Annotated in this window: 21 protein-coding genes; 13 read left to right on the top strand and 8 right to left on the bottom strand. The window is 69.9% G+C overall.

Going from position 1 to position 25,985, the window contains the following annotated elements; genetic code table 11:
- Window positions 1-55: 55 nt before the first annotated feature.
- Both ACWDRW_RS32050 and ACWDRW_RS32045 read right to left on the bottom strand, forming a co-directional pair.
- Window positions 56-1,528, bottom strand: a complete 1,473-nt coding sequence (locus ACWDRW_RS32050; RefSeq protein WP_451729294.1) for a VCBS repeat-containing protein — start codon at window positions 1,526-1,528, stop codon at window positions 56-58.
- A gap of 188 nt (window positions 1,529-1,716) precedes the next feature.
- Window positions 1,717-3,006: an FG-GAP repeat domain-containing protein gene (locus ACWDRW_RS32045; RefSeq protein WP_451729292.1), complete on the bottom strand. Its 1,290-nt coding sequence runs from the start codon at window positions 3,004-3,006 to the stop codon at window positions 1,717-1,719.
- Window positions 3,007-3,177: 171 nt separating this feature from the next.
- Between ACWDRW_RS32045 and ACWDRW_RS32040 the strand changes: the two genes are divergently transcribed.
- Together ACWDRW_RS32040 and ACWDRW_RS32035 are read left to right on the top strand one after the other, a co-directional pair.
- Entirely contained in the window at window positions 3,178-3,513 is a 336-nt protein-coding gene (locus ACWDRW_RS32040) for an SCO4225 family membrane protein (RefSeq protein ID WP_451729289.1), read from the top strand.
- A gap of 23 nt (window positions 3,514-3,536) precedes the next feature.
- A complete protein-coding gene (locus tag ACWDRW_RS32035; RefSeq protein ID WP_451729286.1) occupies window positions 3,537-3,890 on the top strand; it encodes an SCO4225 family membrane protein in 354 nt (117 codons plus the stop codon).
- On the opposite strand, the gene ACWDRW_RS32030 is transcribed toward ACWDRW_RS32035, so the two are convergent.
- Both ACWDRW_RS32030 and ACWDRW_RS32025 read right to left on the bottom strand, forming a co-directional pair.
- A complete protein-coding gene (locus tag ACWDRW_RS32030; protein WP_451729284.1) occupies window positions 3,884-4,168 on the bottom strand; it encodes a zinc-ribbon domain-containing protein in 285 nt (94 codons plus the stop codon). The genes ACWDRW_RS32035 and ACWDRW_RS32030 overlap by 7 nt on opposite strands.
- A gap of 103 nt (window positions 4,169-4,271) precedes the next feature.
- Window positions 4,272-6,539, bottom strand: coding sequence for a (Fe-S)-binding protein (locus tag ACWDRW_RS32025; RefSeq protein ID WP_451729282.1), 2,268 nt, complete (start codon window positions 6,537-6,539; stop codon window positions 4,272-4,274).
- Window positions 6,540-6,742: 203 nt separating this feature from the next.
- Here ACWDRW_RS32025 and ACWDRW_RS32020 point away from each other — a divergent pair, with 203 nt between their 5' ends.
- From ACWDRW_RS32020 to ACWDRW_RS31990, 7 genes are all read left to right on the top strand, one after another.
- On the top strand, window positions 6,743-7,762 hold the full coding sequence (locus ACWDRW_RS32020; RefSeq protein ID WP_451729279.1) for an MraY family glycosyltransferase: 1,020 nt from the start codon (window positions 6,743-6,745) through the stop codon (window positions 7,760-7,762).
- A 94-nt stretch (window positions 7,763-7,856) separates the two neighbouring features.
- On the top strand, window positions 7,857-9,701 hold the full coding sequence (gene dnaK / locus ACWDRW_RS32015) for a molecular chaperone DnaK (protein WP_451729276.1): 1,845 nt from the start codon (window positions 7,857-7,859) through the stop codon (window positions 9,699-9,701).
- Window positions 9,698-10,351 (top strand): nucleotide exchange factor GrpE, encoded by a 654-nt coding sequence (gene grpE / locus ACWDRW_RS32010; protein ID WP_451729273.1) that lies wholly within the window; start codon window positions 9,698-9,700, stop codon window positions 10,349-10,351. Before dnaK ends, grpE begins: the two co-directional genes overlap by 4 nt.
- Before the next feature lie 36 nt (window positions 10,352-10,387).
- The gene (dnaJ, locus tag ACWDRW_RS32005; RefSeq protein ID WP_451729270.1) at window positions 10,388-11,566 is read left to right on the top strand and encodes a molecular chaperone DnaJ; all 1,179 of its coding nucleotides are present in this window, start codon (window positions 10,388-10,390) and stop codon (window positions 11,564-11,566) included.
- Between the two features lie 6 nt (window positions 11,567-11,572).
- Window positions 11,573-12,022, top strand: a complete 450-nt coding sequence (locus ACWDRW_RS32000) for a heat shock protein transcriptional repressor HspR (protein WP_451729268.1) — start codon at window positions 11,573-11,575, stop codon at window positions 12,020-12,022.
- A gap of 184 nt (window positions 12,023-12,206) precedes the next feature.
- The gene (locus tag ACWDRW_RS31995; protein ID WP_451729265.1) at window positions 12,207-15,695 is read left to right on the top strand and encodes a DNRLRE domain-containing protein; all 3,489 of its coding nucleotides are present in this window, start codon (window positions 12,207-12,209) and stop codon (window positions 15,693-15,695) included.
- Window positions 15,695-15,994, top strand: coding sequence for a hypothetical protein (locus ACWDRW_RS31990; protein WP_451729263.1), 300 nt, complete (start codon window positions 15,695-15,697; stop codon window positions 15,992-15,994). Before ACWDRW_RS31995 ends, ACWDRW_RS31990 begins: the two co-directional genes overlap by 1 nt.
- 57 nt (window positions 15,995-16,051) lie before the next feature.
- Here the strand turns inward: ACWDRW_RS31990 and ACWDRW_RS31985 are convergent, their stop codons facing one another.
- Entirely contained in the window at window positions 16,052-17,461 is a 1,410-nt protein-coding gene (locus tag ACWDRW_RS31985; protein WP_451729261.1) for a PA14 domain-containing protein, read from the bottom strand.
- Between the two features lie 249 nt (window positions 17,462-17,710).
- On the opposite strand from ACWDRW_RS31985, the gene ACWDRW_RS31980 reads away from it, so the two are divergent.
- Window positions 17,711-18,820 (top strand): sugar ABC transporter substrate-binding protein, encoded by a 1,110-nt coding sequence (locus ACWDRW_RS31980; RefSeq protein WP_451729258.1) that lies wholly within the window; start codon window positions 17,711-17,713, stop codon window positions 18,818-18,820.
- A gap of 221 nt (window positions 18,821-19,041) precedes the next feature.
- Complete coding sequence (locus ACWDRW_RS31975) at window positions 19,042-20,088, top strand: LuxR C-terminal-related transcriptional regulator (RefSeq protein ID WP_451729255.1); 1,047 nt, start codon at window positions 19,042-19,044, stop codon at window positions 20,086-20,088.
- On the opposite strand, the gene ACWDRW_RS31970 is transcribed toward ACWDRW_RS31975, so the two are convergent.
- Both ACWDRW_RS31970 and ACWDRW_RS31965 read right to left on the bottom strand, forming a co-directional pair.
- Complete coding sequence (locus ACWDRW_RS31970) at window positions 20,042-21,040, bottom strand: LuxR C-terminal-related transcriptional regulator (RefSeq protein WP_451729253.1); 999 nt, start codon at window positions 21,038-21,040, stop codon at window positions 20,042-20,044. The genes ACWDRW_RS31975 and ACWDRW_RS31970 overlap by 47 nt on opposite strands.
- Window positions 21,041-21,048: 8 nt before the next feature.
- Window positions 21,049-22,062: a helix-turn-helix transcriptional regulator gene (locus ACWDRW_RS31965; protein ID WP_451729250.1), complete on the bottom strand. Its 1,014-nt coding sequence runs from the start codon at window positions 22,060-22,062 to the stop codon at window positions 21,049-21,051.
- Between the two features lie 279 nt (window positions 22,063-22,341).
- Between ACWDRW_RS31965 and ACWDRW_RS31960 the strand changes: the two genes are divergently transcribed.
- Window positions 22,342-22,680: a hypothetical protein gene (locus ACWDRW_RS31960; RefSeq protein ID WP_451729247.1), complete on the top strand. Its 339-nt coding sequence runs from the start codon at window positions 22,342-22,344 to the stop codon at window positions 22,678-22,680.
- Between the two features lie 152 nt (window positions 22,681-22,832).
- On the opposite strand, the gene ACWDRW_RS31955 is transcribed toward ACWDRW_RS31960, so the two are convergent.
- The gene (locus ACWDRW_RS31955) at window positions 22,833-23,243 is read right to left on the bottom strand and encodes a pyridoxamine 5'-phosphate oxidase family protein (RefSeq protein ID WP_451729244.1); all 411 of its coding nucleotides are present in this window, start codon (window positions 23,241-23,243) and stop codon (window positions 22,833-22,835) included.
- 128 nt (window positions 23,244-23,371) lie between these two features.
- On the opposite strand from ACWDRW_RS31955, the gene clpB reads away from it, so the two are divergent.
- On the top strand, window positions 23,372-25,969 hold the full coding sequence (gene clpB, locus ACWDRW_RS31950) for an ATP-dependent chaperone ClpB (RefSeq protein ID WP_451729241.1): 2,598 nt from the start codon (window positions 23,372-23,374) through the stop codon (window positions 25,967-25,969).
- The last annotated feature ends 16 nt before the right edge of the window (window positions 25,970-25,985 follow it).

The following is a 25,985-nucleotide window of genomic DNA, read 5'->3' as shown; positions in this document are numbered from 1 at the left end:
TCGATGCGGCTGCATCGATGCGGCTGAATCGACAGGGCTGAACCGACAGGGCTGATCAGTCGGCGAAGTTGGCGCCGAAGTAGGGCGAACCGGTCGTGGAGACGCCCGCGTTGCCCGGGGAGACCGTCTTCGAACCAGTGGTGGTGATCTTCGTGCCGTTGGACGGCAGGTAGGTGACCGCGCCGTCGCCCGCGTTCTCGCCGGAGCCGATGATCAGGTCGGCCCTGCCGTCGCCGGTGAGGTCGTCGAGCTTGAGGTCCATGCCGAAGTAGTCGTTGTCCTCGTCGGTTCCGGGGACACCGGCGGTGGACTGGGCGAAGGACTGGGCGCCCGAGGAGGTGTCCAGGCCGCTGGCGCCGCCGTAGAGGAGGGTGACCGCTCCGGTGTTGGTGGCGGAGCCGATGTTCTCGCCCGCGACACCGATCGCCAGGTCGAGGAAGCCGTCGCCGTTGATGTCGCCGAGGTCCAGCTCGTGGCCGAAGTAGTCGTTGCCCTCGGAGGTGCCGGGGACGTTGCCGGTGTCCTGGGTGATGCCGGTGGCGGTACCGGGGCCGTCGACCGTGCCGTAGGTCACCCAGACCTTGCCGCCCTTGGCGGAGTTGGGGACGGCGGTGCCGTCGGAGGTGGTGTTGTTCCAGTAGGCGCCGCTGACGATGTCGCCGAAGCCGTCCTGGTCGATGTCGCCGATCGCGGTGATGACACCGGGCTTGAGGGTTTGGATGCCGGACGTGGTCAGGCCGCCGGAGGAGCCGGGGATGAAGTAGTTGGTGTTCCAGCCGTACTGGGTCTGCGTCTCGTAGCCGTCGACGACCAGGTCGGTGCGGCCGTCGCCGTTGACGTCACCGGCGGTCAGGTTCATCGGGCCGCCCGCGTCCGAGCCCATGATCGGGGGCTTGACGGTGGAGCGGCTGCCCGGGGCGCCGGTGGCGGAGAAGCCGCCCTTGAGGACGTGGACGGTGGCGCTGTTCGCGCCGACGGCCAAGTCGGCCTTGCCGTCGCCGTCGAAGTCGCCCGCGGCGAGGTTGCCACCCCAGAAGTCGTGCGAGGAGGCGGCCGGGTCGGCGACGGTGACGCCCTTTCCGGTGATGCCGGAGGCCGAGCCCCACAGGATCGCGAGGGAGCCGCCGTCGGTGTCGCCGCCCATGTCCTCGCCCGGGGAGCCGACGGCGATGTCGTCGTAGCCGTCGCCGTTGAAGTCGGCGAAGGCGGTGTCGATGCCGAAGGCGTCGCCGGTCTCGGCGGTGCCCGGGGTGCCGGTGGTGTTCTGGCTGACGGTGACGCGCTTGGTGGCGGAGACACCGGAGGTCGAGCCGTAGAGGACGACGAGCTGCCCGGCGCCCTTCTTGCCGTTGACGTAGGCGTCGCTCGCGGAGAAGGCGACGTCGCCGACCCCGTCGCCGTTGAAGTCGGCCTTCGCGACGGTGGTGGAGTCCGCGGCCGTCGCGGTCGCGGCCGTGAACGTGAGCAGACCGCCCGTCAGAGCGGCGGCGGTGGCCGTCGCGAGGGCGAGTCGCAGCGTCTGGTGCATGCGGGTTCTCCTGCTGCATGCGGGATGCCTGGCGGGGCATCGGCAGTCAATGGGGTGCGGCCGGGCACGTCGTCCGGGCGTTGGCCCGGGGTGCACGCCTCGGTCGGCGATCACAAGACCCGCAAGGATGACCAAGGGTTGTACGTGAGTTCGGTAAATATTTGAACCATCTGCGAGCCGGTGGTGCGTCAGTGGCTCAGGAAGGCGGCGGTGGAGAAGGTGACCGCCGGTTCGCGCGCGATCAGGCCCTTCTTCCGTCCCGGGTAGACGGCGATGGTGTCGCGCGTTTCGCTCCGATACGTCCGCACCGTCAGGTCGGCCAGATCGTCGCCGTCGAGATCGGCGACCGACAGCACGCGGGTGGTGCCGGTCGCGGGCGGCTCGACGGTCACGACGCCGTCCGGGGAGGGGCCCGCCGTGCGGCCGGGGAAGAGCCGCAGCCGGGAGCCGCTGGAGACCAGCTCGCTCAGTCCGTCCCCGTCGAAGTCTGCGGCGTCCAGCATGGAGCCGGGGGAGTCGAGGGTGCCGCGCACGGCCGCGGGCAGGTCGTAGCGCAGGGACGTTTCCCCCATGGCCCCGACGGCCGCGTCCAATGCGGCGCCCTTGCCGAAGGAGCCGAGCGCGACGTCGATCCCGGCGGGCAGGACGGCGCCCGCACCGGCCGGGCCGTCCGGTCCGCCGAGGACGACGGCGGCCGGACCGGTGCCCTCGGCGGTACGGACGAGCAGGTCGTCGTAGCCGTCACGGTCGACGTCCGCGGCCGGGCCGGTGGGGACGTTGCCCGGTGCGGCGACCGGCGCGGTGGCGGCCCTGGGAGCGCCCTCGCGGTCGAACGGGCCGCGCAGGAAGCTCAGTCGGCCGCCCGAGGCGTGCAGGACCAGGTCGGCGGCCTCGTCCCCGTCGAAGTCGCCGCACACCGGGTAATCGGGCCAGTCGTTGCCGACGCGGGCCCGGACCGGGACGACGAGGGTGACGGCCTTGCCGGTCAGGCCCCTCGGGGAGCCGAACAGCACCTGGAGCGGGACCGGGGGCCGCCCCTGGCCGTCGTAGGGCGGATCGGTGGAGACGAGCAGGTCGGTGAAACCGTCGCCGTCCAGGTCGCAGCTCTCCTCGGCGTCGAAGAGGGCGGGGAGCCGGCCGTCGACGGCGGCGGCGTTCCGCTCGGGGTCGAGCAACTGCCGGGTGCCGGGGACGAGTCCGCGGGTGCCGCCGTAGACGATGCCGATACCGGGGTCGTCGGCGTGCGCCTGTGCCTTGACCAGGTCGTCGAGGACGAGGTCGCGGTGGCCGTCGCCGTTGAAGTCGTCCCGGGTGCGGCTGCCGTCGCCGCGGGGGACCGGCAGGACGGCCGGGCCGCGGGCGACCTGGACCGAGGGGGAGGGCGCCGGAGCCGCGGTGTCCGGGTGGGAACCGCAGGCGGCGAGGAGCAGCAGGCCGGAACAGCCAAGAGCCGCGGACCGGGTCCGTATGCGCACCATGCACCTCGTCTGCCTCAGGAGTAACGCCCCATGATGCATCTGTTCGAGAGAGGGCGACAGAGGTAGGTGGTGCGTCGCCCGCCGCTGAGTACCCGTACTCATGTCCGGCCGCGCGCGCCGGTCCAGTGTGGACACCGTCAACCCACGGAACGCACATCAGGGGGGCCCGCGATGGGCAAGGACTCTCGAACACGGCGACTGCTCGCGCTGGCCTCGGACAACTGGGGGGCCCGGGGCTACTGGGCGCTCTTCACCGCCTCCGTCGGCGTCGCCTTCGCCGCCCCGGACAGCGTCGTGGCCTCGCTCCCGCTGCTGCTCACGGCGCCCTGGTCCAGCATGGCGATCTTCGTCCCGATCGACCCCGGGGCCGACGCCACCGGGGCGGCCCAGGTGCTCGCCCTGTCCGGCGCGGCCGTCTGGCTGCTGCTGTGCGCGCTGGTGAACGCCGCCGCGTTCGGTGCCCTCACCCATCACGTCCGCGACAGCCGCGCCGCGCGGCACGCGTGAACCCGCCGAGGAAAGGAACGGACATGGAGCGCTCCGCGCACCCCCGCCGAAGGAGCATCAGGGCCCTGCTGGCGCCCGCGACGGACAACTGGCTCTCGCGCGGCTACCTCGCGGCCGTCGCGGCCTCGATCGGCTTCTTCCTCTACGCGGCCTATCTGACGCCCGACACGGGATTCGCCGCAATCTGGCCGGTCATGAGCACGGCCCCCCTCGGCTTCCTGGCCTTCTTCCTGGCCACGCCCGTCATGGAGGTGGAGTGGCTGAGTACGGCCGTCTTCAGCGCCGCCACGGCGGCCGCCGGCCTGGTCAACGCCACGCTGCTCGGTCTGCTGGCCCGCGGGCTGCGCGCTCCGCAGCCCCGGCCCGCCGGTCACTGATACGGCTGCCGCTGCGGCTGCCCGTACGGCTGCTGACCACCCCCGGCGGACTGCGCCTGGAGCTGCTCCGCCTGTTCCTTCGTCAGCTGCTGCTCGGCGCCGCAGAAGGTGCACTGGGTCTGGTACTTCGTCGAGAACGGGAACAGCGGCACGAAGAACAGGGTGAACTTGGTGACCCGCTTGCGCAGGGTGTGCGCGGCGGGGTTGCCGCACTGTCCGCAGACCAGCGTGAGGATCGCCAGCTGGTACAGGTAGCCCTTGGTACCGAAGATGATCATGCCGAAGCCTTCCCGATCGGTTCCTTGGTCCCAGTGTGGGCCATGACGACGGAACGCCCCCCACCCGGTCGGGCAGGGGGCGTCCGTCGTACGGAAGGGGCCGTTACTTCACCGGCTCCGGCTCCGGCTCGTTCTCCGGCTCCGGCGCGTCCTGCGGGTCGACCGGGGTCTTGACGGACTCCAGCAGGAGCTGGGCGACGTCGACGACCTGGATCGACTCCTTGGCCTTGCCGTCGTTCTTCTTGCCGTTGACCGAGTCGGTGAGCATGACCAGGCAGAACGGGCAGGCGGTGGACACGATGTCGGGGTTGGTGGAGAGAGCCTCGTCGACGCGCTCGTTGTTGATGCGCTTGCCGATCCGCTCCTCCATCCACATCCGCGCACCACCGGCGCCACAGCAGAAGCCGCGCTCCTTGTGGCGGTGCATCTCCTCGTTCCGCAGGCCCGGGACGCTGGCGATGATCTCGCGCGGAGGCGTGTAGATCTTGTTGTGGCGGCCCAGGTAGCAGGGGTCGTGGTAGGTGATGATGCCCTCGACCGGGGTCACCGGCACCAGCTTGCCCTCGTCCACCAGGTGCTGGAGCAGCTGGGTGTGGTGGATGACCTCGTAGTCGCCGCCGATCTGCGGGTACTCGTTGCCGATCGTGTTCAGGCAGTGCGGGCAGGTGGCGACGATCTTCTTCGCCGACTTCGGCTTCTTCGTCGACTCGTCCTCGTCGTCCTCGCCGAACGCCATGTTCAGGGCCGCGACGTTCTCCATGCCGAGCTCCTGGAACAGGGGCTCGTTGCCGAGGCGGCGGGCGGAGTCACCGGTGCACTTCTCGTCGCCGCCCATGATCGCGAACTTGACGCCCGCCATGTGCAGCAGCTCGGCGAAGGCCTTGGTGGTCTTCTTGGCACGGTCCTCGAGGGCGCCGGCGCAGCCGACCCAGTACAGGTACTCGACCTCGGTGAGGTCCTCGATGTCCTTGCCGACCACCGGCACCTCGAAGTCGACTTCCTTCGTCCACTCCAGGCGCTGCTTCTTCGCCAGGCCCCAGGGATTGCCCTTCTTCTCCAGGTTCTTGAGCATCGTGCCCGCCTCGGACGGGAACGCGGACTCGATCATCACCTGGTAGCGGCGCATGTCGACGATGTGGTCGATGTGCTCGATGTCCACCGGGCACTGCTCGACACAGGCGCCGCAGGTGGTGCAGGACCACAGGACGTCCGGGTCGATGACGCCGTTCTCCTCGGCGGTGCCGATGAGCGGCCGCTCGGCCTCCGCGAGAGCGGCGGCGGGGACGTCCTTGAGCTGCTCCTCGGAGGCCTTCTCCTCGCCCTCCATCGTCTTGCCGCCGCCGGCCAGCAGGTACGGCGCCTTGGCGTGGGCGTGGTCCCGCAGCGACATGATCAGCAGCTTCGGGGAGAGCGGCTTGCCCGTGTTCCAGGCGGGGCACTGCGACTGGCAGCGGCCGCACTCGGTGCAGGTGGAGAAGTCCAGCAGGCCCTTCCAGGAGAACTGCTCGACCTGGGAGACACCGAAGACGTCGTCCTCGCCCGGGTCCTCGAAGTTGATCGGCTTGCCGCCGGAGGTCATCGGCAGCAGCGCGCCCAGCGAGGTGGCGCCGTCGGCGTTGCGCTTGAACCAGATGTTCGGGAAGCCGAGGAAGCGGTGCCAGGCCACGCCCATGTCGGTCTTCAGCGAGACCGTGATCATCCAGATGAAGGAGGCCGCGATCTTCAGCGCCGCGAAGAAGTAGGTGAGGTTCTGCAGCGTGGAGAGGTCCAGGCCCTCCAGCGCGGAGACCACCGGGTACGAGATGAAGAAGGAGGCCTCGTAGCTGTCCACGTGGTGCTGCGCGCCCTCGAGCGCGTGCAGCATGAAGATGCAGACACCGACGATGAGGATGATCGTCTCGACGAAGTACGCCTGGCCCGTGTTGGAGCCCGCGAACCGGGACTTGCGGCCCGCTCCGCCCGGCCGCGACAGCTGCCGGATGACGATCAGCACCAGGATGCCGAGCACGGTCATGGTGCCGATGAACTCGACGAAGACGTTGTACGGCGCCCACTCGCCGACGATCGGCAGCAGCCAGTCGGCCTGGAAGAGCTGGCCGACGGCGTTCACGATCGTCAGCAGCAGGGTGTAGAAGCCGATCGCCACGAACCAGTGCGCGATGCCGACGACGCCCCAGCGGTTCATCCGGGTGTGGCCGAGGAACTCCTTGGCCACGGTGATGGTCCGCAGGACGGGGTCGTTGGTCCGGGCCCCGGCCGGGAGGGGCTGGCCGAGCATCATGAAGCGGACGATCTGCAGGACGGCACGGCCGAACAGGGCGATGCCGACCGCCATGAGGACCATCGACACGATGATCGCGGCGAGTTGCATTGGGGCTCTCCTCGGGCCTGCGAGGGGTCTTCAGGGGGGTCTTCGAAATTACTAAGCGGTAACTTATGCAGTCCGTCTGAGACTACCCGCATCCTCCGTCGCACTGTAGTCAGCCACTCGGTGATCTGTGTCGCTGAGGGTTGCCTTAAGAACCGATCGTGTTATTCACGTCAAATTAGTACATACGCCATTAATTTAGATCCGTGCTCTACGGGATCGCCGCCGCCACCACCGCCCTGCTCCTCGCCGCCGTCCTCACCGCCCTGGTCCGCGCCCCCGCTCTGCGCCTGGGTCTGCTGGACCGGCGGCGGCAGCGGGCCCTGCCGCTCGGCGGCGGCGTGGCCGTCGTCCTCGTCACCTGCCTGGTCGCGGCGGCCGGTGACTGGACCGGCATGGCCCCGCTCGGCTCCGGCATCCCCCGGCTGCTGGTGGCGGGCGCGGCCGTGGCCGCCCTCGGCCTGGTCGCCGACGCGCGCCGGGTCAAGGCCCGGTTCCTGGTCGGCGGTACGGCCGTGGCGGCGGCCTGTTCGGTGCCGTACGAGGAGACCGGGGTGGTGGGGGGTCTCGCCGCCGCCTGCTGGATCGTGGCCGTGACACTCGCCTTCCGGGCCCTGGACCACGCCGACGCGCTCGCCGGGACCGTCGGGGTGGTCACCGCCTTCGGGGTCGGCGCCTGTGCGGCGGCGGAGGTGATGGACGGTCTCGCGGTGCTGCTGAGCGTGCTGGCCGCCGCGCTCACCGGGTTCCTGATGCACAACTGGCATCCCGCGCGTGTGGGCCTCGGCGCCTGCGGCTCGCTGTTCGCCGGGTTCGTCCTCGCCGCCGCGGCCGTGCTGACCCGCGCCGGGTACGACGGCCCGACGAGCGCGGGGGTGCTGTACGCGCTCACCGCCGTCGCGAGCGCCGATGTGGTGCTGGTCGTCCTGGCGCGGCGGCTCGGTGGCCGGCCGTTGCTGCGCCGGGGCCCCGACCATCTCGCCCACCGGCTGCGGCGGCTCGGACTCACCCCGCAGGGCGCGACCGTCGTCCTCGGTGCCGGAGCCTTCGGCGGGGTGCTCGCCGGGGTACTGGTGCACCTGGGATGGATGGCCGCCGCGGGGGTGTTGTGGGTGGGGGCGGGCGCCCTGATCGCCGTACTGCTGCTCCTGAGAGTCAAGCGGACGCGGCCTCGCCGAACCGCGTCTGTGCAGGTCAGGGCGCAGTTGCGTGTAAGGAACGGATAAGAGTTGAGCCTCACAGACTCAGGTCTGTTGACCGGGCGGGGCGGCTCATGCACACTTGAGTCCGTTCCACTCAAGTCAGCTGGAGGAATCAACCATGGCACGTGCGGTCGGCATCGACCTGGGCACGACTAACTCCGTCGTCAGCGTTCTGGAGGGCGGCGAGCCCACCGTCATCACCAACGCCGAGGGTGCCAGGACCACGCCGTCCGTCGTCGCCTTCGCGAAGAACGGTGAGGTGCTGGTCGGCGAGGTCGCCAAGCGCCAGGCGGTCACGAACGTGGACCGGACCATCCGCTCCGTGAAGCGCCACATGGGCACGGACTGGAAGATCGAGCTCGACGGGAAGCCCTTCAACCCGCAGCAGATCTCCGCGTTCATCCTGCAGAAGCTGAAGCGCGACGCCGAGTCCTACCTGGGCGAGAAGGTGACCGACGCGGTCATCACCGTCCCCGCGTACTTCAACGACTCCGAGCGTCAGGCGACGAAGGAGGCCGGCGAGATCGCCGGTCTGAACGTCCTTCGTATCGTCAACGAGCCCACCGCGGCCGCCCTGGCCTACGGCCTCGACAAGGACGACCAGACGATCCTCGTCTTCGACCTCGGTGGCGGCACCTTCGACGTCTCGCTGCTGGAGATCGGCGACGGCGTCGTCGAGGTGAAGGCCACCAACGGCGACAACCACCTCGGTGGTGACGACTGGGACCAGCGCGTCGTCGACTACCTGGTCAAGCAGTTCCAGTCCGGCCACGGCGTGGACCTGTCCAAGGACAAGATGGCCCTCCAGCGCCTCCGCGAGGCCGCCGAGAAGGCCAAGATCGAGCTGTCCTCCTCGACCGAGACCTCGATCAACCTGCCCTACATCACCGCCTCCGCCGAGGGCCCCCTGCACCTCGACGAGAAGCTCACCCGCGCCCAGTTCCAGCAGCTGACCGCGGACCTGCTGGAGCGCTGCAAGACGCCGTTCCACAACGTCATCAAGGACGCCGGCATCGCCCTCGGCGAGATCGACCACGTCGTCCTCGTCGGTGGCTCCACCCGCATGCCCGCCGTCGCCGAGCTCGTCAAGGAGCTGACCGGCGGCAAGGAGGCCAACAAGGGTGTGAACCCGGACGAGGTCGTCGCCATCGGCGCCTCGCTCCAGGCCGGTGTCCTCAAGGGCGAGGTCAAGGACGTCCTGCTGCTCGACGTCACCCCGCTGTCCCTCGGTATCGAGACCAAGGGCGGCATCATGACCAAGCTGATCGAGCGCAACACCACGATCCCGACCAAGCGCTCCGAGATCTTCACGACGGCCGAGGACAACCAGCCCTCCGTGCAGATCCAGGTCTACCAGGGCGAGCGCGAGATCGCGGCGTACAACAAGAAGCTCGGGATGTTCGAGCTGACCGGTCTGCCGCCGGCCCCGCGTGGTGTCCCGCAGATCGAGGTCTCCTTCGACATCGACGCCAACGGCATCATGCACGTGACCGCGAAGGACCTGGGCACGGGCAAGGAGCAGAAGATGACCGTCACCGGCGGCTCCTCGCTGCCGAAGGACGAGGTCGACCGCATGCGCCAGGAGGCCGAGCAGTACGCGGAGGAGGACCACAAGCGCCGCGAGGCCGCCGAGACCCGCAACCAGGGCGAGCAGCTCGTCTACCAGACCGAGAAGTTCCTCAAGGACAACGAGGACAAGGTCCCCGGCGAGATCAAGACCGAGGTCGAGGCCTCCGTCGAGGAGCTGAAGGCCGCGCTCAAGGGCGAGGACATCGCCGAGATCCGCAGCGCCACCGAGAAGGTCGCCGCGGTCTCGCAGAAGCTCGGCCAGGCCATGTACGCCGACGCCCAGGGTGCCCAGGCCGCGGGCGGTGCCGCCGCCGGCGACGAGGCCCCGAAGGCCGACGACGACGTCGTCGACGCCGAGATCGTCGACGACGAGCGCAAGGACGGTGCCGCGTGACGGAGGAGACCCCGGGCTTCGAGGAGAAGCCCGACGTCCCCTCCGGCGCCACCCCCGAAGACGCCGAGGCGAAGGCCGCCACCCCGCCGAACGGCGAGGGGGCGGCCCCGGCCGGGGACGTAACCGCAGATGCCGGTCTGGTCGCGCAGCTGGACCAGGTCCGTACCGCGCTCGGTGAGCGCACCGCGGACCTCCAGCGGCTCCAGGCCGAGTACCAGAACTACCGCCGCCGCGTGGAGCGGGACCGGATCACGGTGCGGGAGATCGCCATCGCGAACCTCCTGACCGAGCTCCTGCCCGTGCTCGACGACATCGGCCGCGCCCGGGAGCACGGCGAGCTCGTCGGCGGATTCAAGTCCGTCGCGGAGTCGCTGGAGACCGTCGCGGCGAAGATGGGTCTGCAGCAGTTCGGCAAGGAGGGCGAGCCCTTCGACCCGACGATCCACGAGGCCCTGATGCACTCCTACGCCCCGGACGTCACCGAGACGACCTGCGTCGCGATCCTCCAGCCGGGGTATCGCATCGGCGAGCGCACCATCCGCCCCGCGCGGGTGGCGGTCGCCGAACCGCAGCCGGGCGCGCAGACGGTCAAGGCCGAGGAGGCGTCCGAGGCCGCCGAGGAGAAGGACAACGGCCCTGAGGAGGGCTGAGGTCGTAGTTTCCGACAGGAAGGAGGGACGTCGGGGATGAGCACCAAGGACTTCATCGAGAAGGACTACTACAAGGTCCTCGGCGTCCCCAAGGACGCCACCGAGGCCGAGATCAAGAAGGCGTACCGGAAGCTCGCCCGCGAGTTCCACCCGGACGCCAACAAGGGCAACGCCAAGGCCGAGGAGCGCTTCAAGGAGATCTCCGAGGCCAACGACATCCTCGGCGACCCCAAGAAGCGCAAGGAGTACGACGAGGCGCGCGCCCTCTTCGGCAACGGCGGGTTCCGTCCGGGGCCGGGCGCGGGCGGCGGCTCGTTCAACTTCGACCTGGGCGACCTCTTCGGAGGCGGCGCCCAGGGCGGCGGTGGCTCCGGCGGCTTCGGCGGCGGTATCGGTGACGTCTTCGGGGGACTGTTCAACCGGGGCGGCTCGGGTACCGGCCGGGTGCAGCCCCGGCGCGGTCAGGACATCGACACCGAGGTCACGCTCACCTTCACCGAGGCGATCGAGGGCGCGACCGTCCCGCTGCGGATGTCCTCGCAGGCTCCCTGCAAGGCCTGTTCGGGCACCGGCGACAAGAACGGCAACCCGCGGGTGTGCCCGACGTGTGTCGGCACCGGACAGGTGGCCCGGGGCTCCGGCGGCGGATTCTCGCTGACCGACCCCTGCCCGGACTGCAAGGGCCGCGGTCTGATGGCGGAGACCCCGTGTGAGGTCTGCAAGGGCAGCGGGCGCGCGAAGTCCTCGCGGACCATGCAGGTGCGCATCCCGGCGGGGGTCAGCGACAACCAGCGCATCCGGCTGCGCGGCAAGGGCGCGCCCGGGGAGCGGGGCGGTCCGTCCGGCGACCTGTACGTCACGGTGCACGTGGACGCGCACCCGGTCTTCGGCCGCAAGGGCGACAACCTGACGGTGACGGTTCCGGTGACGTATCCGGAGGCGGCTCTCGGCGGTGAGGTCAGGGTCCCGACCCTGGGCGGACCGCCGGTCACCCTGAAGCTGCCGCCCGGCACGCCCAACGGCCGTACCATGCGCGCCCGGGGCAAGGGCGCGGTCCGCAAGGACGGCACCCGCGGGGATCTGCTGGTCACCGTCGAGGTGAGTGTCCCGAAGGACGTGACGGGGAAGGCTCGTGACGCGCTGGAGGCGTATCGCGAGGCGACCGCGGGTGAGGATCCGCGGGCGGAGCTGTTCCAGGCCGCGAAGGGAGCTTGATGCCAGATGGACGGCCGTCGACGCAATCCGTATGAACTGACCGAGGAGACCCCGGTCTACGTCATCTCGGTGGCGGCCCAGCTTTCCGGCCTGCACCCGCAGACACTGCGCCAGTACGACCGGCTGGGCCTGGTGTCTCCGGACCGCACGGCCGGCCGCGGCCGCCGCTACTCGGCCCGCGACATCGAACTGCTGCGCACTGTCCAGCAGTTGTCGCAGGACGAGGGCATCAACCTGGCCGGCATCAAGCGGATCATCGAGCTGGAGAACCAGGTCGCCGCCCTGCAGAACCGGGTGGCCGAGCTCCAGTCGGCCCTCGACGGCGCCGCCGCCGCGATGCAGCAGCGGGAGGCGGCGGTCCACGCCTCGTACCGCCGTGACCTGGTGCCGTACCAGGAGGTGCAGCAGACCAGCGCGCTGGTGGTGTGGCGGCCGAAGCGGCCGCAGAACGACTGACGCGTGCTCAGAAACGCCCTGGGGGCCGCGGGTTCGAGAACCCGCGGCCCCCAGGGCGTTTTCTCCACCAATCGTTCCGATCATGATCACTTTTCGGTCACATAATCTTCATCCGGCCAAGATCACCGGTATACCTCGCACTCCGCCCCCTCATGACCACGGGGGGCCCTGACAAGGAGTTGGAGTGCCACGCACCAACCGAAGACGGTGGCTTCAGGCCGCCGCGGCGCTGACGCTCGCCGGTTTCCTCACCGGTGACCCCTCGCTCGCGTCCCTCCCGGCGCCGACCGCCGACCAGATCGTGAACAGCCCCGCTCAGGCGGTCACGCTCGGCGACGACAAGCCCGACATAGCCAAGCTGCTCGGGCTGACCGAGGAGGAGGCCGCCCGGCGCAACGCCAGGATCCAGAACCGGCGTATCGAGCTGCTCTCCCAGCGCACCGAGACCTCCTCGGTGTTCGTGAACCCCGACGGCACGCTGACCGCCGAGACCTACGCGGGGCCGGTGCGGGTCAAGCAGGCCGACGGGTCCTGGAGTTACATCGACACCGAGCTCACCGACGAGGGCGCGGCCCTGGAACCGGAGACGGCGGCCGCCGACATCACCGTCTCCGACGGCGGCGACCGGAAGCTGGCCTCCGTCGCCAAGGGTGGCGCCTCCATGGCGCTCGGCTGGGCGGACACCCTTCCCACGCCGACGGTGAAGGACGACACCGCCTCCTACGACCTGGGCGACGGGCAGACCCTCACGGTCACCGCCCTCAAGCAGGGCTTCTCCCAGAACGTACTCCTCGACGAGGCGCCCACCGCAGACCTCGCCTACCGCATCCCGGTCACCCTCACCGGCCTCACCCTGTCCGAGGCGGACTCCGGGCGGCTGCTGCTGAAGAACGGCGCGGGCAAGCTGGTCGCCGAGGCCCCCGCGCCGATGATGTGGGACTCCTCCGTCGACAGGCGGTCCGGCGAGTCGAAGCATCTCGCGGCCGTGGACACCGAGATCGAGACCGCGGCCGACGGCTCGCAGACCCTCGTCCTGCGCCCCGACGCCGCCTACTTCGAGCAGGAACTGACCTACCCGGTCACCGTCGACCCGACCACCACGCTCGCGGCCAGCACCGACACCTGGGTGGCCACCAACTACCCGGACTCCCAGGTCTCCTCGACCGAGCTGAAGTCGGGCACGTACAACGCCGGCGGGACCGTCGCGCGCTCCTTCCTCAAGTTCGACCTGACGGGCTACCAGGGCGTCCACGTCATCGACACCAACCTGGCCCTGCACTCCTACTGGTCCTCCTCCTGCACGGGGGGCACCGGCACGGCCGTGCGCCGGGTCACGGAGTCCTGGACGTCGTCCGCGGTCACCTGGGCCGACCCGCCGGCCACGACCACCACCGGACAGGTGATCAACACCGCGGCCAAGGGGTACTCGGCCGACTGCCCGGCCGGCACGCTGAACTTCGACATCGACACCATCGTCAGCGCGTGGACGAGTGGCACCGCCAACCACGGTCTGATGGTCCGGGGCGTCGACGAGACCGACTCCTACACCTGGCGGCGCTTCCACTCCGCCAACCACGTCTCCGGCGACGGCTCGACGGAACCGCACCTGACGATCACGTACAACACGTACCCGCAGGTCCCGGCCGCGCCCGCCCTGGCCCCCGTCACCGGCACCAGCGTCGTCACCTCGACCACGCCCGTGCTGTCGGCGCTCGTGAACGACGGCGATCCGCAGCGGGTGCGCGCCCAGTACGCCATCGAGCCGGACCCGGCGTACAACGACACGACGTACACGCTGACCACGGACTCCCCGTACGTCGACACCATGGAGGTCGCCGGCGTCGCCGTACCGGTGGAGAACCCGCTGCCGGACGGCAAGCACCTGCGCGTGCGGGCCCGGACCTACGACGGGACCGACTACTCGACGGCGTGGAGCGCGTGGAAGACCTTCACCGTCGACACCTCCCGAGCCGCCGTGCCCGAGGTGCCGGGCGACCTCGCGACCGGTGCCACCGAGACCGCGACGCCGCTGCTCACCGGCATCGTCACGGCCGCCGGGCGGGGCGCCGTGTCCGCCGAGTACCTGCTGTACGACGCTTCCGGCGCCGCCGTGGGCGAGCCCCTCACCGCCTCCGTGCAGGACGGCGACCGGGCCGTCGCGAAGGTGCCGGACGGGCTGCTGACCGACGGCTCGACGTACCGGTGGAAGATGCGGGCCTGTACGGGCACCGTGTGCTCGGCCTACAGCGCGCAGCAGACGTTCACGCTCGACGTGACCGAGGAGCCCGCGCCCTCCGGTACCACCGGCACCGCGCCCGCGGCGGTGACCGACCTCAAGGCCGTGCCCGGCGAGCACGGCGCCCTGGTGACGTGGTCCGCGGCGCAGTTCACCGGTGAGCCGGCGGACATGGTGACCTACACCGTCACCGCGCTGGCCTCCGACGGCACGACGGTCGGCACCAGGACCACCACGGGCCTGTCGGCCGTCTTCGACGACCTGAACGCGGACGCCGGGGACGTCACCTACACCTTCAAGGTGACCGGCACGAACGCCTACGGCACCGGACCGGCGGTCACGTCGAGCGGTGTTGTCCCGGCGGCCGTGCCGGGTGGTACGGACGTCTACTCGACGGCCGTGCAGGCGTACCACCTCGCCCGGGGCGGCCTCGTCCAGGGCAGCTATGTCGACGCGAACGACGCCGCCGCCAACAGCGCGTACGGCGCCCAGTTCGTCGGCCGTCTCGCCAAGGAGCAGGAGGCGCTGCTGCGGGAGCGGGTCGCGGGCTCCGAGGACGACTCGGACAACGTCTCGCCCGAGGCCACCCTCACCGACGTCCTGGCCATCCCGTCGGCCGACGGCACGACGGTCACCCTGCGCGCGACGGTGCGCACCGAGGACACCATCGTCACCGACGTCAGCACCGCCACCGCCGACCCGACCGACCAGACCGGCGAGACCGAGATGCGCTACACCTTCTCGACCGGCGCGCAGCCGGTGCTGCTCTCGGCGGTCACCGCGTCCGCCAAGGAGGTCGTGGTGCGGCCGACCGCCGCCGCGCTGGACGACTTCGCCAACGCCGTCGACGCGGGCCTCCTCGCGGACGGTCTCGAACCCTCGGCGTTCGACGGCGACTCCACGGACACCGGCAGCGACACCACGCAGGTCGCCTTCGGGGCCCAGCAGGCCGGCACCTACCTGCGCACGGGTGCGGCGACCTGGGCCGTGAGCAACTGGAACGCCCCGGCCATGTACAGCCAGGACTGCACCAACTTCGTCTCCCGGGCGATGCACCATGGCGGCAGCATCAGGATGAAGGGCTCCGGGGACGAGAACCACAAGAGCAAGGACTATTGGTGGCGCAAGCCGAACAACTGGATCCACGACGAGACCTGGACCTGGATCAACGCGTCCTACCTGAAGACCTTCATGGAGCGGCACATGCTGCACTCCAAGCGGAACACGAGCAACGCGTTCACCGGTGACATCGTCTTCTACGACTGGACGAACGACGGGAAGGTCGACCACGCCTCGATCATCAGCAAGATCAGCAACGGGAAGATCTACGTGACCCAGCACAACAAGAACTACAAGTACCGCGCCCTGTCGGCCCAGAAGAGCGCCCAGCCGAAGATGAAGATCTGGATCTACCGTCCCCAGCCGGAGTGGTACTGATGCGGCCGGGACCCAAGGTGTGGATCGTCGCCGCGGAGGCGGTCCTGACCCTTCTCGTCGCCCGGACCCTGTGGACCTGGCGTGATGACCCGTACGTCTTCCTCGCGGATGTCCCGTACATGGAGTGGTCCAGCGTCGGGCTCGCGGTCTCGCTGCTGCTGACCCTGGCCCTGGTCTCGCGTGAGCAGTTGTGGCCCCGGCGGGTCGGCTGGTCGCTGACGGCGGCGCGGGTGTGCCTGCTGCCGTGTCTCGCGCTGGCGTGGTACCCGGCGATGTCGCCGTACATCTCGCTGTGGTGAGGCGCCACCAGCGGTGAAGTCAGGCCGGGCCCGTCCTCACGGGCCCGGCCTTGCTGCTTACTGCGTCAGATCCAGTTCGGTCGCGACGACGATCTGGGCCTCGCCGGTCCACTGGAAGGAGGAGTTGCCGTCGTCGTCGACGGCGTCGACGATGAAGCAGCTCTCCTCGCCGTCCGGGACGGTCTCGTAGCGGTACGAGGTGGTGTCGGCGCCGACGTAGTAGCCCGGGTGAAGGGTGCAGATGCGCTGCTCCTCGTCTCCCCACAGCTCACCCCGGCGCACGACGTAACTCTTCAGGTCGGGCGTGGGGTTGGCGTCCCAGCTGATGTGGAAGCCGTACTCGGTCGGGACGACGCTCACCCCGGTCACCGCGGACGGCGGCGTCAGGTCCCGGCGCTTGCCGCTGACGGCGGTGGAGCGCGCGGACTCGTTGCCCGCCGCGTCGAGCGAGGTCACCCGGTAGTGGTAGGTGGCGCCTTCCACGGCCGAGGTGTCCACGTAGGAGTCGTCCGCGGTGCCGCCGACCAGCGTGTACGTGCCGTCCGCCGTGGCCGCCCGGTACACCCGGTACGACGCGGCCCCCTCGACGACACCCCAGCCGACCCACAGCCCGTCCGGCTCGGAAGCCGTGCCGAGCCCGCTCGGCACGCCGGGCGCCGTCCGGTCCGCCGTGGTGACGGCCTGCGCCGCCGCCCACGAGGACACGTTGCCGGCCTTGTCGTAGGCGCGGACGGAGTACTCGAACGCGGCGCCGGTCACGGGAAGGGTGGCGTCCGTGAACGACGTCGACGTCGTCGTGGCCAGGGGAGTGGCAGGGAACGTGCCGCCCTTCTCGCGCCGGTAGACCCGGTACCCCGCCAGGTCCATCTCCTTGTTCTTCGTCCAGGTCAGCTCGGCCTTGCCGGTGGTCTGGTCGTAGGAGACGGCGGTGCCGGTCGGGGCGAGCGGGGCGACGTTGTCGACGGAGGCCGAAGTGCGGGGCGTGTAGGCGAACTTGATTCTGGCGGAGCCGGTCCAGTTGACGTAGTCGATGCGAAGGGTGTGCTTGCCCTTCGGGACGGTGACGTTGACGGTCTGGGAACGTGTCGTCGAGCCGTTGGTCCACAGGCTGATCTTGCGGGCGTCGGTCGTGCCGGGGTCGAGGTAGACCCGGATGCCGTCCAGCCCCGACGCGCTGAGGGTGAAGGGCCCGCCGGACCCGAAGTCCCGTGTCACGCTCCACCGCACGCCGAAGTTGTTGCTCGGCAGGCCCGTGGCCGGGGCTCCCGTGCCCCAGTCCTGGTCGATCGTGCTGTCGCAGTCGGCCTTCTTCGGCGTGCCCGAGAAAGTGGTGTTCGCGTAGAACGTCCGCTTGAAGACCGGGGAGGTGCAGGTGGTCGCCGCGGAGGCGGGGGCCGCGATGCCGGTGACAAGGCCTGCCGCGGTGGCGAGCACGACCGCGGCGGCCGCGCTTCTGGCTGGGTTCATTCGGTCCTCTGGTGGGTCGTGGACTGTCGTGATCACGACGCACGGGGGATCGGGTTGGTTGTACGGAGGGGAGGTAAAGGCCAGTTGGAGGGGATTCCGCCAGACCTTCACAAGCCAAGCGGAGCGTGGTGTTGCGGACTCGTTAAGTGATTCCGCTTGACGCTTGGGGGCGGTGCCGCGTTGGCTTTTCAGTCAGCTGGGTCGCAATGTTGCGCCCGCGTCCGGAAGGCACCAGAAGTGAGCTCCCCAATGCGTCGTATCGCCATATGCGTGGCCGCGTCCTCGATGACCCTCTCGCTGTCCGCCTGCGGTGCCCTCGGGGTGACGGGAGACAGCGCCGACGCGAGTCCGACCAAGGGCAACGACATCACGGTGGGGCTGCTGCTGCCGGAGACGGCCAACAGCCGGTACGACAAGTTCGACCACCCCATCATCCGGGCGAAGGTGGCCGAGCTCACCGAGAACAAGGGCTCGGTCGTCTACGCCAACGCCGACGCCAGCGCCGCCACGCAGAGCACCCAGATGCAGAAGATGGTCGACGACAAGGTCGACGTCATCCTGCTCGACGCCGTGGACTCCAAGGCCATCGCGCCCGACGTGCAGAAGGCCAAGGACGCCGGCATCCCGGTCATCGCCTACGACCGTCTCGCCGAGGGCCCGATCGACGCCTACATCTCCTTCGACAACGAGCTGGTCGGCGAGGTCCAGGGCCGCTCCCTGATCGCCGCGCTCGGCGCCGACGTCGACACCTCCACCAAGGTCGTCATGATGAACGGCTCGCCCACCGACCCCAACGCCAAGCAGTTCAAGGCGGGCGCCCTCTCCGAGCTCACCGGCCAGGTGACGATCGCCAAGTCCTACGACACCAAGGACTGGAAGCCGGAGAACGCCGAGGCCAACATGGCCAAGGCGATCGAGGCGATCGGCGCCGGAAACATCGCCGCCGTCTACTCCGCCAACGACGGCATGGCCGGCGGTGTCATCAAGGCCCTGGAGGCCGCGGGCGTCACCGAGCTGCCGCCGATCACCGGCCAGGACGCCGAACTCGACGCCGTGCAGCGGATCGTCACCGGCGAGCAGTACATGAGCGTGTACAAGTCCTACCCGGAGGAGGCCGAGGCCGCCGCCGAGATGGCCGTGGCCAAGGTCCAGGGCAAGGACATCAAGTTCGACTCCCTCACCGCGGACCGGGTCGACAGCCCCACCACCAAGGACATCCCGGCCCAGCTCGTCCCCGTGGTCGCGCTGACCCAGGAGAACATCAAGGACACCGTCGTCAACGACGGCATCTACAAGCTCTCCGAGATCTGCGCCGCCAAGTACCAGGAGGCGTGCGCGGAGATCGGCCTGAACGAGTAAGCCGTACAGGAGCCGTGCGAAGGCCTGATCACGGCCCGGTCCGACAGTGGACCGGGCCGTTTCGCATGTCCGGAAACGGAGCGTTCGCGGGTGGTTCGCATAAGGGGACACACCCGGGCCAGGCGGGCCGTGCGGGACCTCGAGGCGTGTTGCGGAGCACGTCCCGTCCGCGCATAGTTGCGCTGCATCGGAACACGCGGGAACCAGGGGTGGGATGGGCGATGGCCGGGCACGGGACGGACGGGCATCCACACGGTGCTGACCGACTGTGCGAGGCCGGGGATCGGGTGTATTCCCGGGCCGTACGGCGCGGTCGCGTGCCCCGCGAGGACACCGAGGCGGTGCCCTGTCTGCTGGAACTCGCACTGCTGCACCCCGACCCCGACGACATGGCCTGGCTGGTGCCCACCTCCCCGCAGGAGGTCATGACGCGGCTGCTGCGCGGGGTCTACGACGAGGTCAGCGCGAGCCAGCGGCGGATGGGCTCGGCGGTCGCGGCCTTCGAGTGGTACGCGGGACTCGGTCCGCTGCCGCGGAACGCCTCCGCGGAAGGCAGCGCGATCCGGGTCCTGGACGGACTCTCCCGGATCCAGGCGGCCATGGACGCGGCGACCGAGGCGTGCACGGCGGAGGTGCTGACCGTGCAGCCGGGCGGCATCCGCCCCGAACACGAGCTGACGGAGGGCCTGCACCGGGCGATGTCGCTGCGCGGGCGCGGGGTGCGGATGCGCGATCTGTACACGCATGTCGCCCGGCACGGGCAGGGGCTGCTCAACTACCTGGAGCTGATGGGCGACGCGGTGGAGGCGCGGACCCTGGAGGAGGTCATCGACCGGCTGATCCTCTTCGACCGCACGGTCGCCTTCATCCCGGCCAACGCCGACCGCACGCTCGCCCTGGAGCTGCGCCATCCCGCGCTGGTGCAGTACCTGGTCACGGTCTTCGAGCGGCTGTGGCGCCTCGCGATCCCGCTCACCGCGCCGCTGCCCGAGACCGGCATCGAGGGCATCTCCTACCGCGAGCGGTCCATCGCCGCGCTGCTCGCCGAGGGCCACCAGGACGCGGTGATCGCCGAGCGCCTGGGAATCAGCGTCCGTACCTGCCGGGCCCATATCGCGCGGCTCTCGGAGACCCTCGGCGCGGTCAGCCGTACCCAGCTCGGCGTCCGGATCGCCCAGGCCGGCCTCGACGGGCCGCCCCGCCCCAGCGGCCTCGGCCCGCTCAGCCTGCCCGATGTTCCGGGCCGAGGATCCCCGACTGTCCGATGAGATAGCCGAGCTGGGCCCGGCTCTCGCTGCCCAGGGTGGCCGCCAGTTTGGCGATGTGGACGCGGGCGGTGCGGACGTTCATGCCCAGCCGGTCGGCGATCACGGTGTCGGTGTGGCCCTCGACGAGCAGCCGGGCGATGGCGCGCTGGCGCGGGGTGATGCCGTTGAGCGTGGGCTGCTGGACGGCCTCGGGATACATGGGCGTGGCCAGGTGCCACAGCCGGTCGAAGACCGTGAAGAGGTAGTGCACCAGCGCCGGGTGGCGGACCTCCAGGGCGTGGGTGCGCTCGGCGTTGGCGGGGATGAAGGCGACCGTGCGGTCGACGCAGATCAGCCGGTCGGTGACCTCGTCGAGGGTGCGCGCCGCGACATCGCCCACGAGCTCCTCGTAGCGCGCCATGACCTGGGGGGAGTGGCGCAGGGTGTGCGGGTAGAGGGTGCGGATGCGGCCCCCGCGGTCGAGCAGGTCCTGGTCGCGGGCCATGGCGGTGAGATGGGTGGCCGGGTTGGTGCGGGAGCCGTAGCTGATGGCCGGCTGGATGCTGAGCACCTCACGCTCGGCCTCGGCCATGGCCTCGGTGAGCGTGTCGTTGATGCGCTGCTTGCCGGTGACCACCTTGATCAGCGGGGACTGGGAGCCGGTGGTGCGGCGCCCGTCGATGCGCATCCACTGCTCGAAGGTCTCCGTCAGCCGCAGCTCGCGCCGGCGTTCCTCGGCGACGCGTTCCGCGGAGGAGCGCAGCAGCCGGTGCAGGGCGGTGGCCGGGGCCACGGGCTCCAGCAGGCTGATGTCCTCCACGGTGGGCTGGAGCAGCCCGGAATCGACCAGGCAAGGGGCCTCAGCGGCCTCCTGAGCGCCTATCGGGCCGTGCCGCAGGGCGTGCTCGTACAGGCGTGCGCCGGGCGCGCACAGCTCGTCCAGGCCGTGTTCGGGGTGGGGGGTCCCGTTCACCGGCCCGCTCACTGCTCGCGGTCCAGGATCCCGGACTGCGCGATGAGGTAGCCCAGTTGGGCCCGGCTGCCGCTGCCGAGGGCGTTGGCCAGCTTGGCTATGTGGGCCCGGCAGGTGCGCACGTTCATGCCCAGGCGCCGCGCGATGGCCTCGTCGACATGGCCCTCCACGAGGAGCTTGGCGATGGAGTGCTGGATGTCGGTGATGCCGTCCGGGTCGGTCTCGTAGGGGGCGCCGGCGCTCAGCGGGACCGCGCGGCTCCACATGAACTCGAAGACCTTGATGAGGTAGCCCACGAGCCCGGGGTGGCGCAGTTCGAGGGCGACCTGGCGGTCGTCCCGGATGGGGATGAAGGCGACCGACTCGTCGCAGATGATGAGCCGCTCGACCAGCTCGTCGATGGTGCGGTACTCGGCCTTGCCGTCGGCGAAGTGGTCCACCCAGGCCAGCCGTTCCGGGCTGTAGCGGGCGGTGTGCTGGTAAAGGGTGCGGATCCGCACCCCGCGCTCGATCAGCAGCTTGTCCCGCTCCAGCGCCTGGACGAGCTGCCGCTCGGGGTGGCGGTGGCTCGGCTGGACGGTGAGCATCTCGTTGCGGCACTGGGAGATGGCCAGGTCGAGCGCCGCGTTGATGCGGTCCAGGCCCTCCAATACGGTGATCGAGTGCGTGGACGCCGGCTCGCCCTGGGCGCTGAGGGCCATGAACGGCTCGAAAGCGTTGGCGAGCTCGATGGACAGCCGCCGGTGTTCGGTGATCTCCCGCTCTATGGGATTGAGCCGTTGGGCGAGGGCGACCGCGGGCGGCACCGGACGCAGCCAGTCGGCGTCGTCGGGATCGGGGTGGAGCAGGGCGAACTCCATCAGACAAGGGGCGGATTCCACGTCCGAGCGGGTGATACGTCCCGTGCGCAGTGCGTTCGCGTACAGACGACCGCCTTCCTCGCACAACTCCGTCACAGCGTGGGGATGCGTCGCTTTAGTCCGATTCATTGCTAAATCTCCACCCCCCAGGGTCCTGAACATGCAGGAACATGATGCACCGATCGTGTGGCCATGACGTGCCCGAATGAGCCATCGTCTTACTCGACGGGGGAAGAGGGGACCTTCAAGTGAGGACGAAGCCGACTATGCGTAAGAGAATGCTTCGCTCGGTGCTTGTCGCCACCTTCTCCGCCGTTGTGGCCTTCGGATCGCTGAGTGGCCTCTCCAGTGGGAAGGCAGACAGTGCCTGGTCGAGTCCGGCCGCTACCGCGGCTGGGGGCGATGCTCCTGTCCGTACGGACGACAGTGCGTGGAGTTGACGTGACGACCCCACCTGACGACCGCTCCTTCCGTCGCGAAATGGCCACCGCCTACCGCTCCGGCTGGCACTTCATCGATCTGGTCACCGCCATCCCCCACGCCGGTGACTCGCTGATGGTGACTGTCTTCGGAGAACCGGTCGTCGTCACCCGCGACGAGGACGAGGACCTGCGAGCCTATCGCTGCCTGCGGCGGCCCCGGGGGGCGCCGCAGCCAGTGCGATGTGCCATTCGATACGGAATGATCTTTGTGAACCTGGACCAGCGGGACCACCAGCAGCTGGTGGACCCGGAGGTCCCGGCACCCCGGACCATCTCAGCCACCCCCCGCAGTGCCTGACGCGATTCCCCCGTCGTAACAGATCGCTCAGGTGCTTCCCCCCGCAGCGGCGTCACCGTGACCTGAACACGGTGACGCCGCTGCAGTTTTACGGGATATTTCGGCCTATCCGTCGATTCGGCGCCTGGCTGAAAACCGCCAGTCCCCTGGCGTCAGCCGCGCCCCATGGCCCGCTCCAGCTCGATCTCGATCACCACGCGCGCCGGATTCGGCGAGGGCCGGCGCTCGTAGCGCTCGGCGTACCGCCGTTCCGCCTCCGCGATCCGGTCCGGGTCGGTGCGTACGTACGCCCTGCCCTCCAGCGTCGCCCACCGCCGCCCGGCCACCTGGCAGACCGCGACCCGCGCGCCGGCCTCCCCGGCGGCCCGCACGTTGGCGACCTTCGTGCTCGCCTTGTTCGCGATCACCCGCGCCAGCCCGGCCTCCGGGTCGTAGGTCACGCCCACCGGCACCACGTGCGGGCTGCCGTCCGGGCGCGGGGTGGTCAGGGTGCACAGGTGCCGTTCCCGCCAGAAGCTGAGAAACGAGTCGTCGGGGGCACCCGGGTCCACGGAGTAGCTCATGCGCGGAACCCTAGGCCCTTCCGCCAGGACAGGGCTCCCGGACCGTACTTGAGTGGAATAGACTCAACTTTGTGTACGTTGGCTGAGTCAGCGTGGATGAGTGCTCTGATCAGGAGGAGAACGGATACGTGGACGCAGAGCTGACCAACAGGAGCCGGGACGCCATCAACGCGGCCAGCAACCGGGCCGTGACCGAAGGACACCCCGACCTCACGCCCGCTCACCTGCTGCTGGCTCTGCTCCAGGGGCAGGACAACGAGAACATCACCGATCTGCTGGCCGCCGCCGAGGCCGACCAGGCGGCCGTCCGCGCCGGTGCCGAGAAGGCGCTCGCCGCGCTGCCCAGCGTCACCGGGTCCACCGTGGCGCCGCCGCAACCCAATCGGGAACTCCTCTCGACCATCGCCGAGGCGCAGGCGAAGGCCCAGGAGCTCGGCGACGAGTACCTCTCCACCGAGCACCTCCTCATCGGGATCGCCGCGAAGGGCGGCCCGGCCGGGGACGTACTCTCCCAGCAGGGCGCCACCGCGAAGAAGCTGCTGGAGGCGTTCCAGAGCGCAAGGGGAGGACGCCGGGTGACCACAGCCGACCCGGAGGGGCAGTACAAGGCGCTGGAGAAGTTCGGCACCGACTTCACCGCCGCCGCACGGGAGGGCAAGCTGGATCCGGTCATCGGCCGGGACCAGGAGATCCGCCGGGTCGTGCAGGTGCTGTCCCGCCGTACGAAGAACAACCCCGTACTGATCGGCGAGCCCGGCGTCGGCAAGACCGCCGTCGTCGAGGGGCTCGCCCAGCGGATCGTGAAGGGGGACGTGCCCGAATCGCTGAAGAACAAGCGGCTCGTCGCGCTCGACCTCGGCGCGATGGTCGCCGGGGCCAAGTACCGGGGTGAGTTCGAGGAGCGGCTGAAGACCGTGCTCGCGGAGATCAAGGACTCCGAGGGGCAGATCATCACCTTCATCGACGAGCTCCACACCGTCGTGGGCGCCGGGGCCGGCGGGGATTCGGCCATGGACGCGGGCAACATGCTCAAGCCGATGCTCGCGCGCGGCGAGCTGCGCATGGTCGGCGCCACGACCCTGGACGAGTACCGCGAGCGGATCGAGAAGGACCCGGCGCTGGAGCGGCGCTTCCAGCAGGTGCTGGTGGCCGAGCCGACCGTCGAGGACACGATCGCGATCCTGCGCGGTCTGAAGGGCCGTTACGAGGCCCACCACAAGGTGCAGATCGCGGACAGCGCGCTGGTCGCGGCGGCCACCCTCTCCGACCGCTACATCACCTCCCGCTTCCTCCCGGACAAGGCCATCGACCTGGTCGACGAGGCCGCCTCCCGGCTCCGCATGGAGATCGACTCCTCGCCGGTCGAGATCGACGAACTCCAGCGTGCCGTCGACCGGTTGCGGATGGAGGAGCTGGCGCTGAGCAAGGAGACCGACCCGGCCTCCCGGGAGCGCCTGGAGCGGCTGCGCCGCGACCTCGCCGACAAGGAGGAGGAGCTGCGGGGCCTGACCGCCCGCTGGGAGAAGGAGAAGCAGTCCCTGAACCGGGTCGGCGAGCTGAAGGAGAAGCTCGACGAACTGCGCGGCCAGGCCGAACGGGCCCAGCGCGACGGCGACTTCGACACCGCCTCCAAGCTGTTGTACGGGGAGATCCCGGGCGTGGAGCGGGACTTGGAGGAAGCCTCCGAGGCCGAGGAGGAGGCTGCCCGGGACACCATGGTCAAGGAGGAGGTCGGCGCCGACGACATCGCCGACACCGTGGCCGCCTGGACCGGCATCCCGGCCGGGCGCCTGATGGAGGGCGAGACGCAGAAGCTGCTGCGCATGGAGGAGGAGCTGGGCCGCCGGCTGATCGGCCAGGCGGAGGCCGTGCAGGCGGTCTCGGACGCGGTACGGCGCACCCGCGCGGGCATCGCCGACCCGGACCGCCCGACGGGTTCCTTCCTCTTCCTCGGCCCGACGGGCGTGGGCAAGACGGAGCTGGCGAAGGCGCTGGCGGACTTCCTCTTCGACGACGAGCGGGCGATGGTCCGCATCGACATGTCGGAGTACGGCGAGAAGCACAGCGTGGCCCGGCTGGTGGGCGCGCCTCCCGGCTACGTCGGCTACGAGGAGGGCGGCCAGCTGACCGAGGCGGTGCGCCGGCGGCCGTACTCCGTGGTGCTGCTGGACGAGGTGGAGAAGGCGCACCCGGAGGTCTTCGACGTCCTGCTCCAGGTGCTGGACGACGGCAGGCTGACGGACGGGCAGGGCCGTACGGTCGACTTCCGCAACACGATCCTGGTGCTGACGTCCAACCTGGGCAGCCAGTTCCTCGTGGACCCGCTCACCAGCGAGCAGGAGAAGAAGGAGCAGGTCCTGGAGGTGGTCCGGACCGCCTTCAAGCCGGAGTTCCTGAACCGGCTCGACGACCTGGTGGTCTTCTCCGCGCTGACGAAGGCCGAGCTGAGCCGGATCGCCCGGCTCCAGATCGACCGGCTGGCCAAGCGCCTGGCGGAGCGCCGGCTGACCCTGGAGATCAGCGACGAGGCCCTGGAGTGGCTCGCCGACGAGGGCAACGATCCGGCCTACGGCGCCCGCCCCCTGCGCCGGCTGGTCCAGACGGCCATCGGTGACCGTCTCGCCAAGGAGATCCTCGCGGGCGAGATCAAGGACGGTGACACGGTCCGGGTGGACACCTTCGGCGACGGCCTGATCGTGGGGCCGGCCACCGGCAAGACGCTCTGAACGGTCCGGGCGCCCG

It is taken from the genome of Streptomyces sp. NPDC003635, from assembly GCF_053587635.1.
This window is presented reverse-complemented; position numbering and strand designations above follow the sequence as displayed.

Coding starts and splice junctions, on each gene's coding strand:
- ACWDRW_RS31955 (WP_451729244.1), bottom strand. CDS start 23,243: ATGAGCTACTCCGTGGACCCGGGTGCCCCCGACGACTCGTTTCTCAGC.
- ACWDRW_RS32025 (WP_451729282.1), bottom strand. CDS start 6,539: ATGCAACTCGCCGCGATCATCGTGTCGATGGTCCTCATGGCGGTCGGC.
- dnaK (WP_451729276.1), top strand. CDS start 7,857: ATGGCACGTGCGGTCGGCATCGACCTGGGCACGACTAACTCCGTCGTC.
- ACWDRW_RS31975 (WP_451729255.1), top strand. CDS start 19,042: ATGGCCGGGCACGGGACGGACGGGCATCCACACGGTGCTGACCGACTG.
- ACWDRW_RS32040 (WP_451729289.1), top strand. CDS start 3,178: ATGGGCAAGGACTCTCGAACACGGCGACTGCTCGCGCTGGCCTCGGAC.
- ACWDRW_RS32000 (WP_451729268.1), top strand. CDS start 11,573: ATGGACGGCCGTCGACGCAATCCGTATGAACTGACCGAGGAGACCCCG.
- ACWDRW_RS31965 (WP_451729250.1), bottom strand. CDS start 22,062: ATGTTCAGGACCCTGGGGGGTGGAGATTTAGCAATGAATCGGACTAAA.
- ACWDRW_RS32050 (WP_451729294.1), bottom strand. CDS start 1,528: ATGCACCAGACGCTGCGACTCGCCCTCGCGACGGCCACCGCCGCCGCT.
- ACWDRW_RS31985 (WP_451729261.1), bottom strand. CDS start 17,461: ATGAACCCAGCCAGAAGCGCGGCCGCCGCGGTCGTGCTCGCCACCGCG.
- ACWDRW_RS32035 (WP_451729286.1), top strand. CDS start 3,537: ATGGAGCGCTCCGCGCACCCCCGCCGAAGGAGCATCAGGGCCCTGCTG.
- dnaJ (WP_451729270.1), top strand. CDS start 10,388: ATGAGCACCAAGGACTTCATCGAGAAGGACTACTACAAGGTCCTCGGC.
- ACWDRW_RS32045 (WP_451729292.1), bottom strand. CDS start 3,006: ATGGTGCGCATACGGACCCGGTCCGCGGCTCTTGGCTGTTCCGGCCTG.
- ACWDRW_RS31990 (WP_451729263.1), top strand. CDS start 15,695: ATGCGGCCGGGACCCAAGGTGTGGATCGTCGCCGCGGAGGCGGTCCTG.
- ACWDRW_RS31980 (WP_451729258.1), top strand. CDS start 17,711: ATGCGTCGTATCGCCATATGCGTGGCCGCGTCCTCGATGACCCTCTCG.
- ACWDRW_RS32030 (WP_451729284.1), bottom strand. CDS start 4,168: ATGATCATCTTCGGTACCAAGGGCTACCTGTACCAGCTGGCGATCCTC.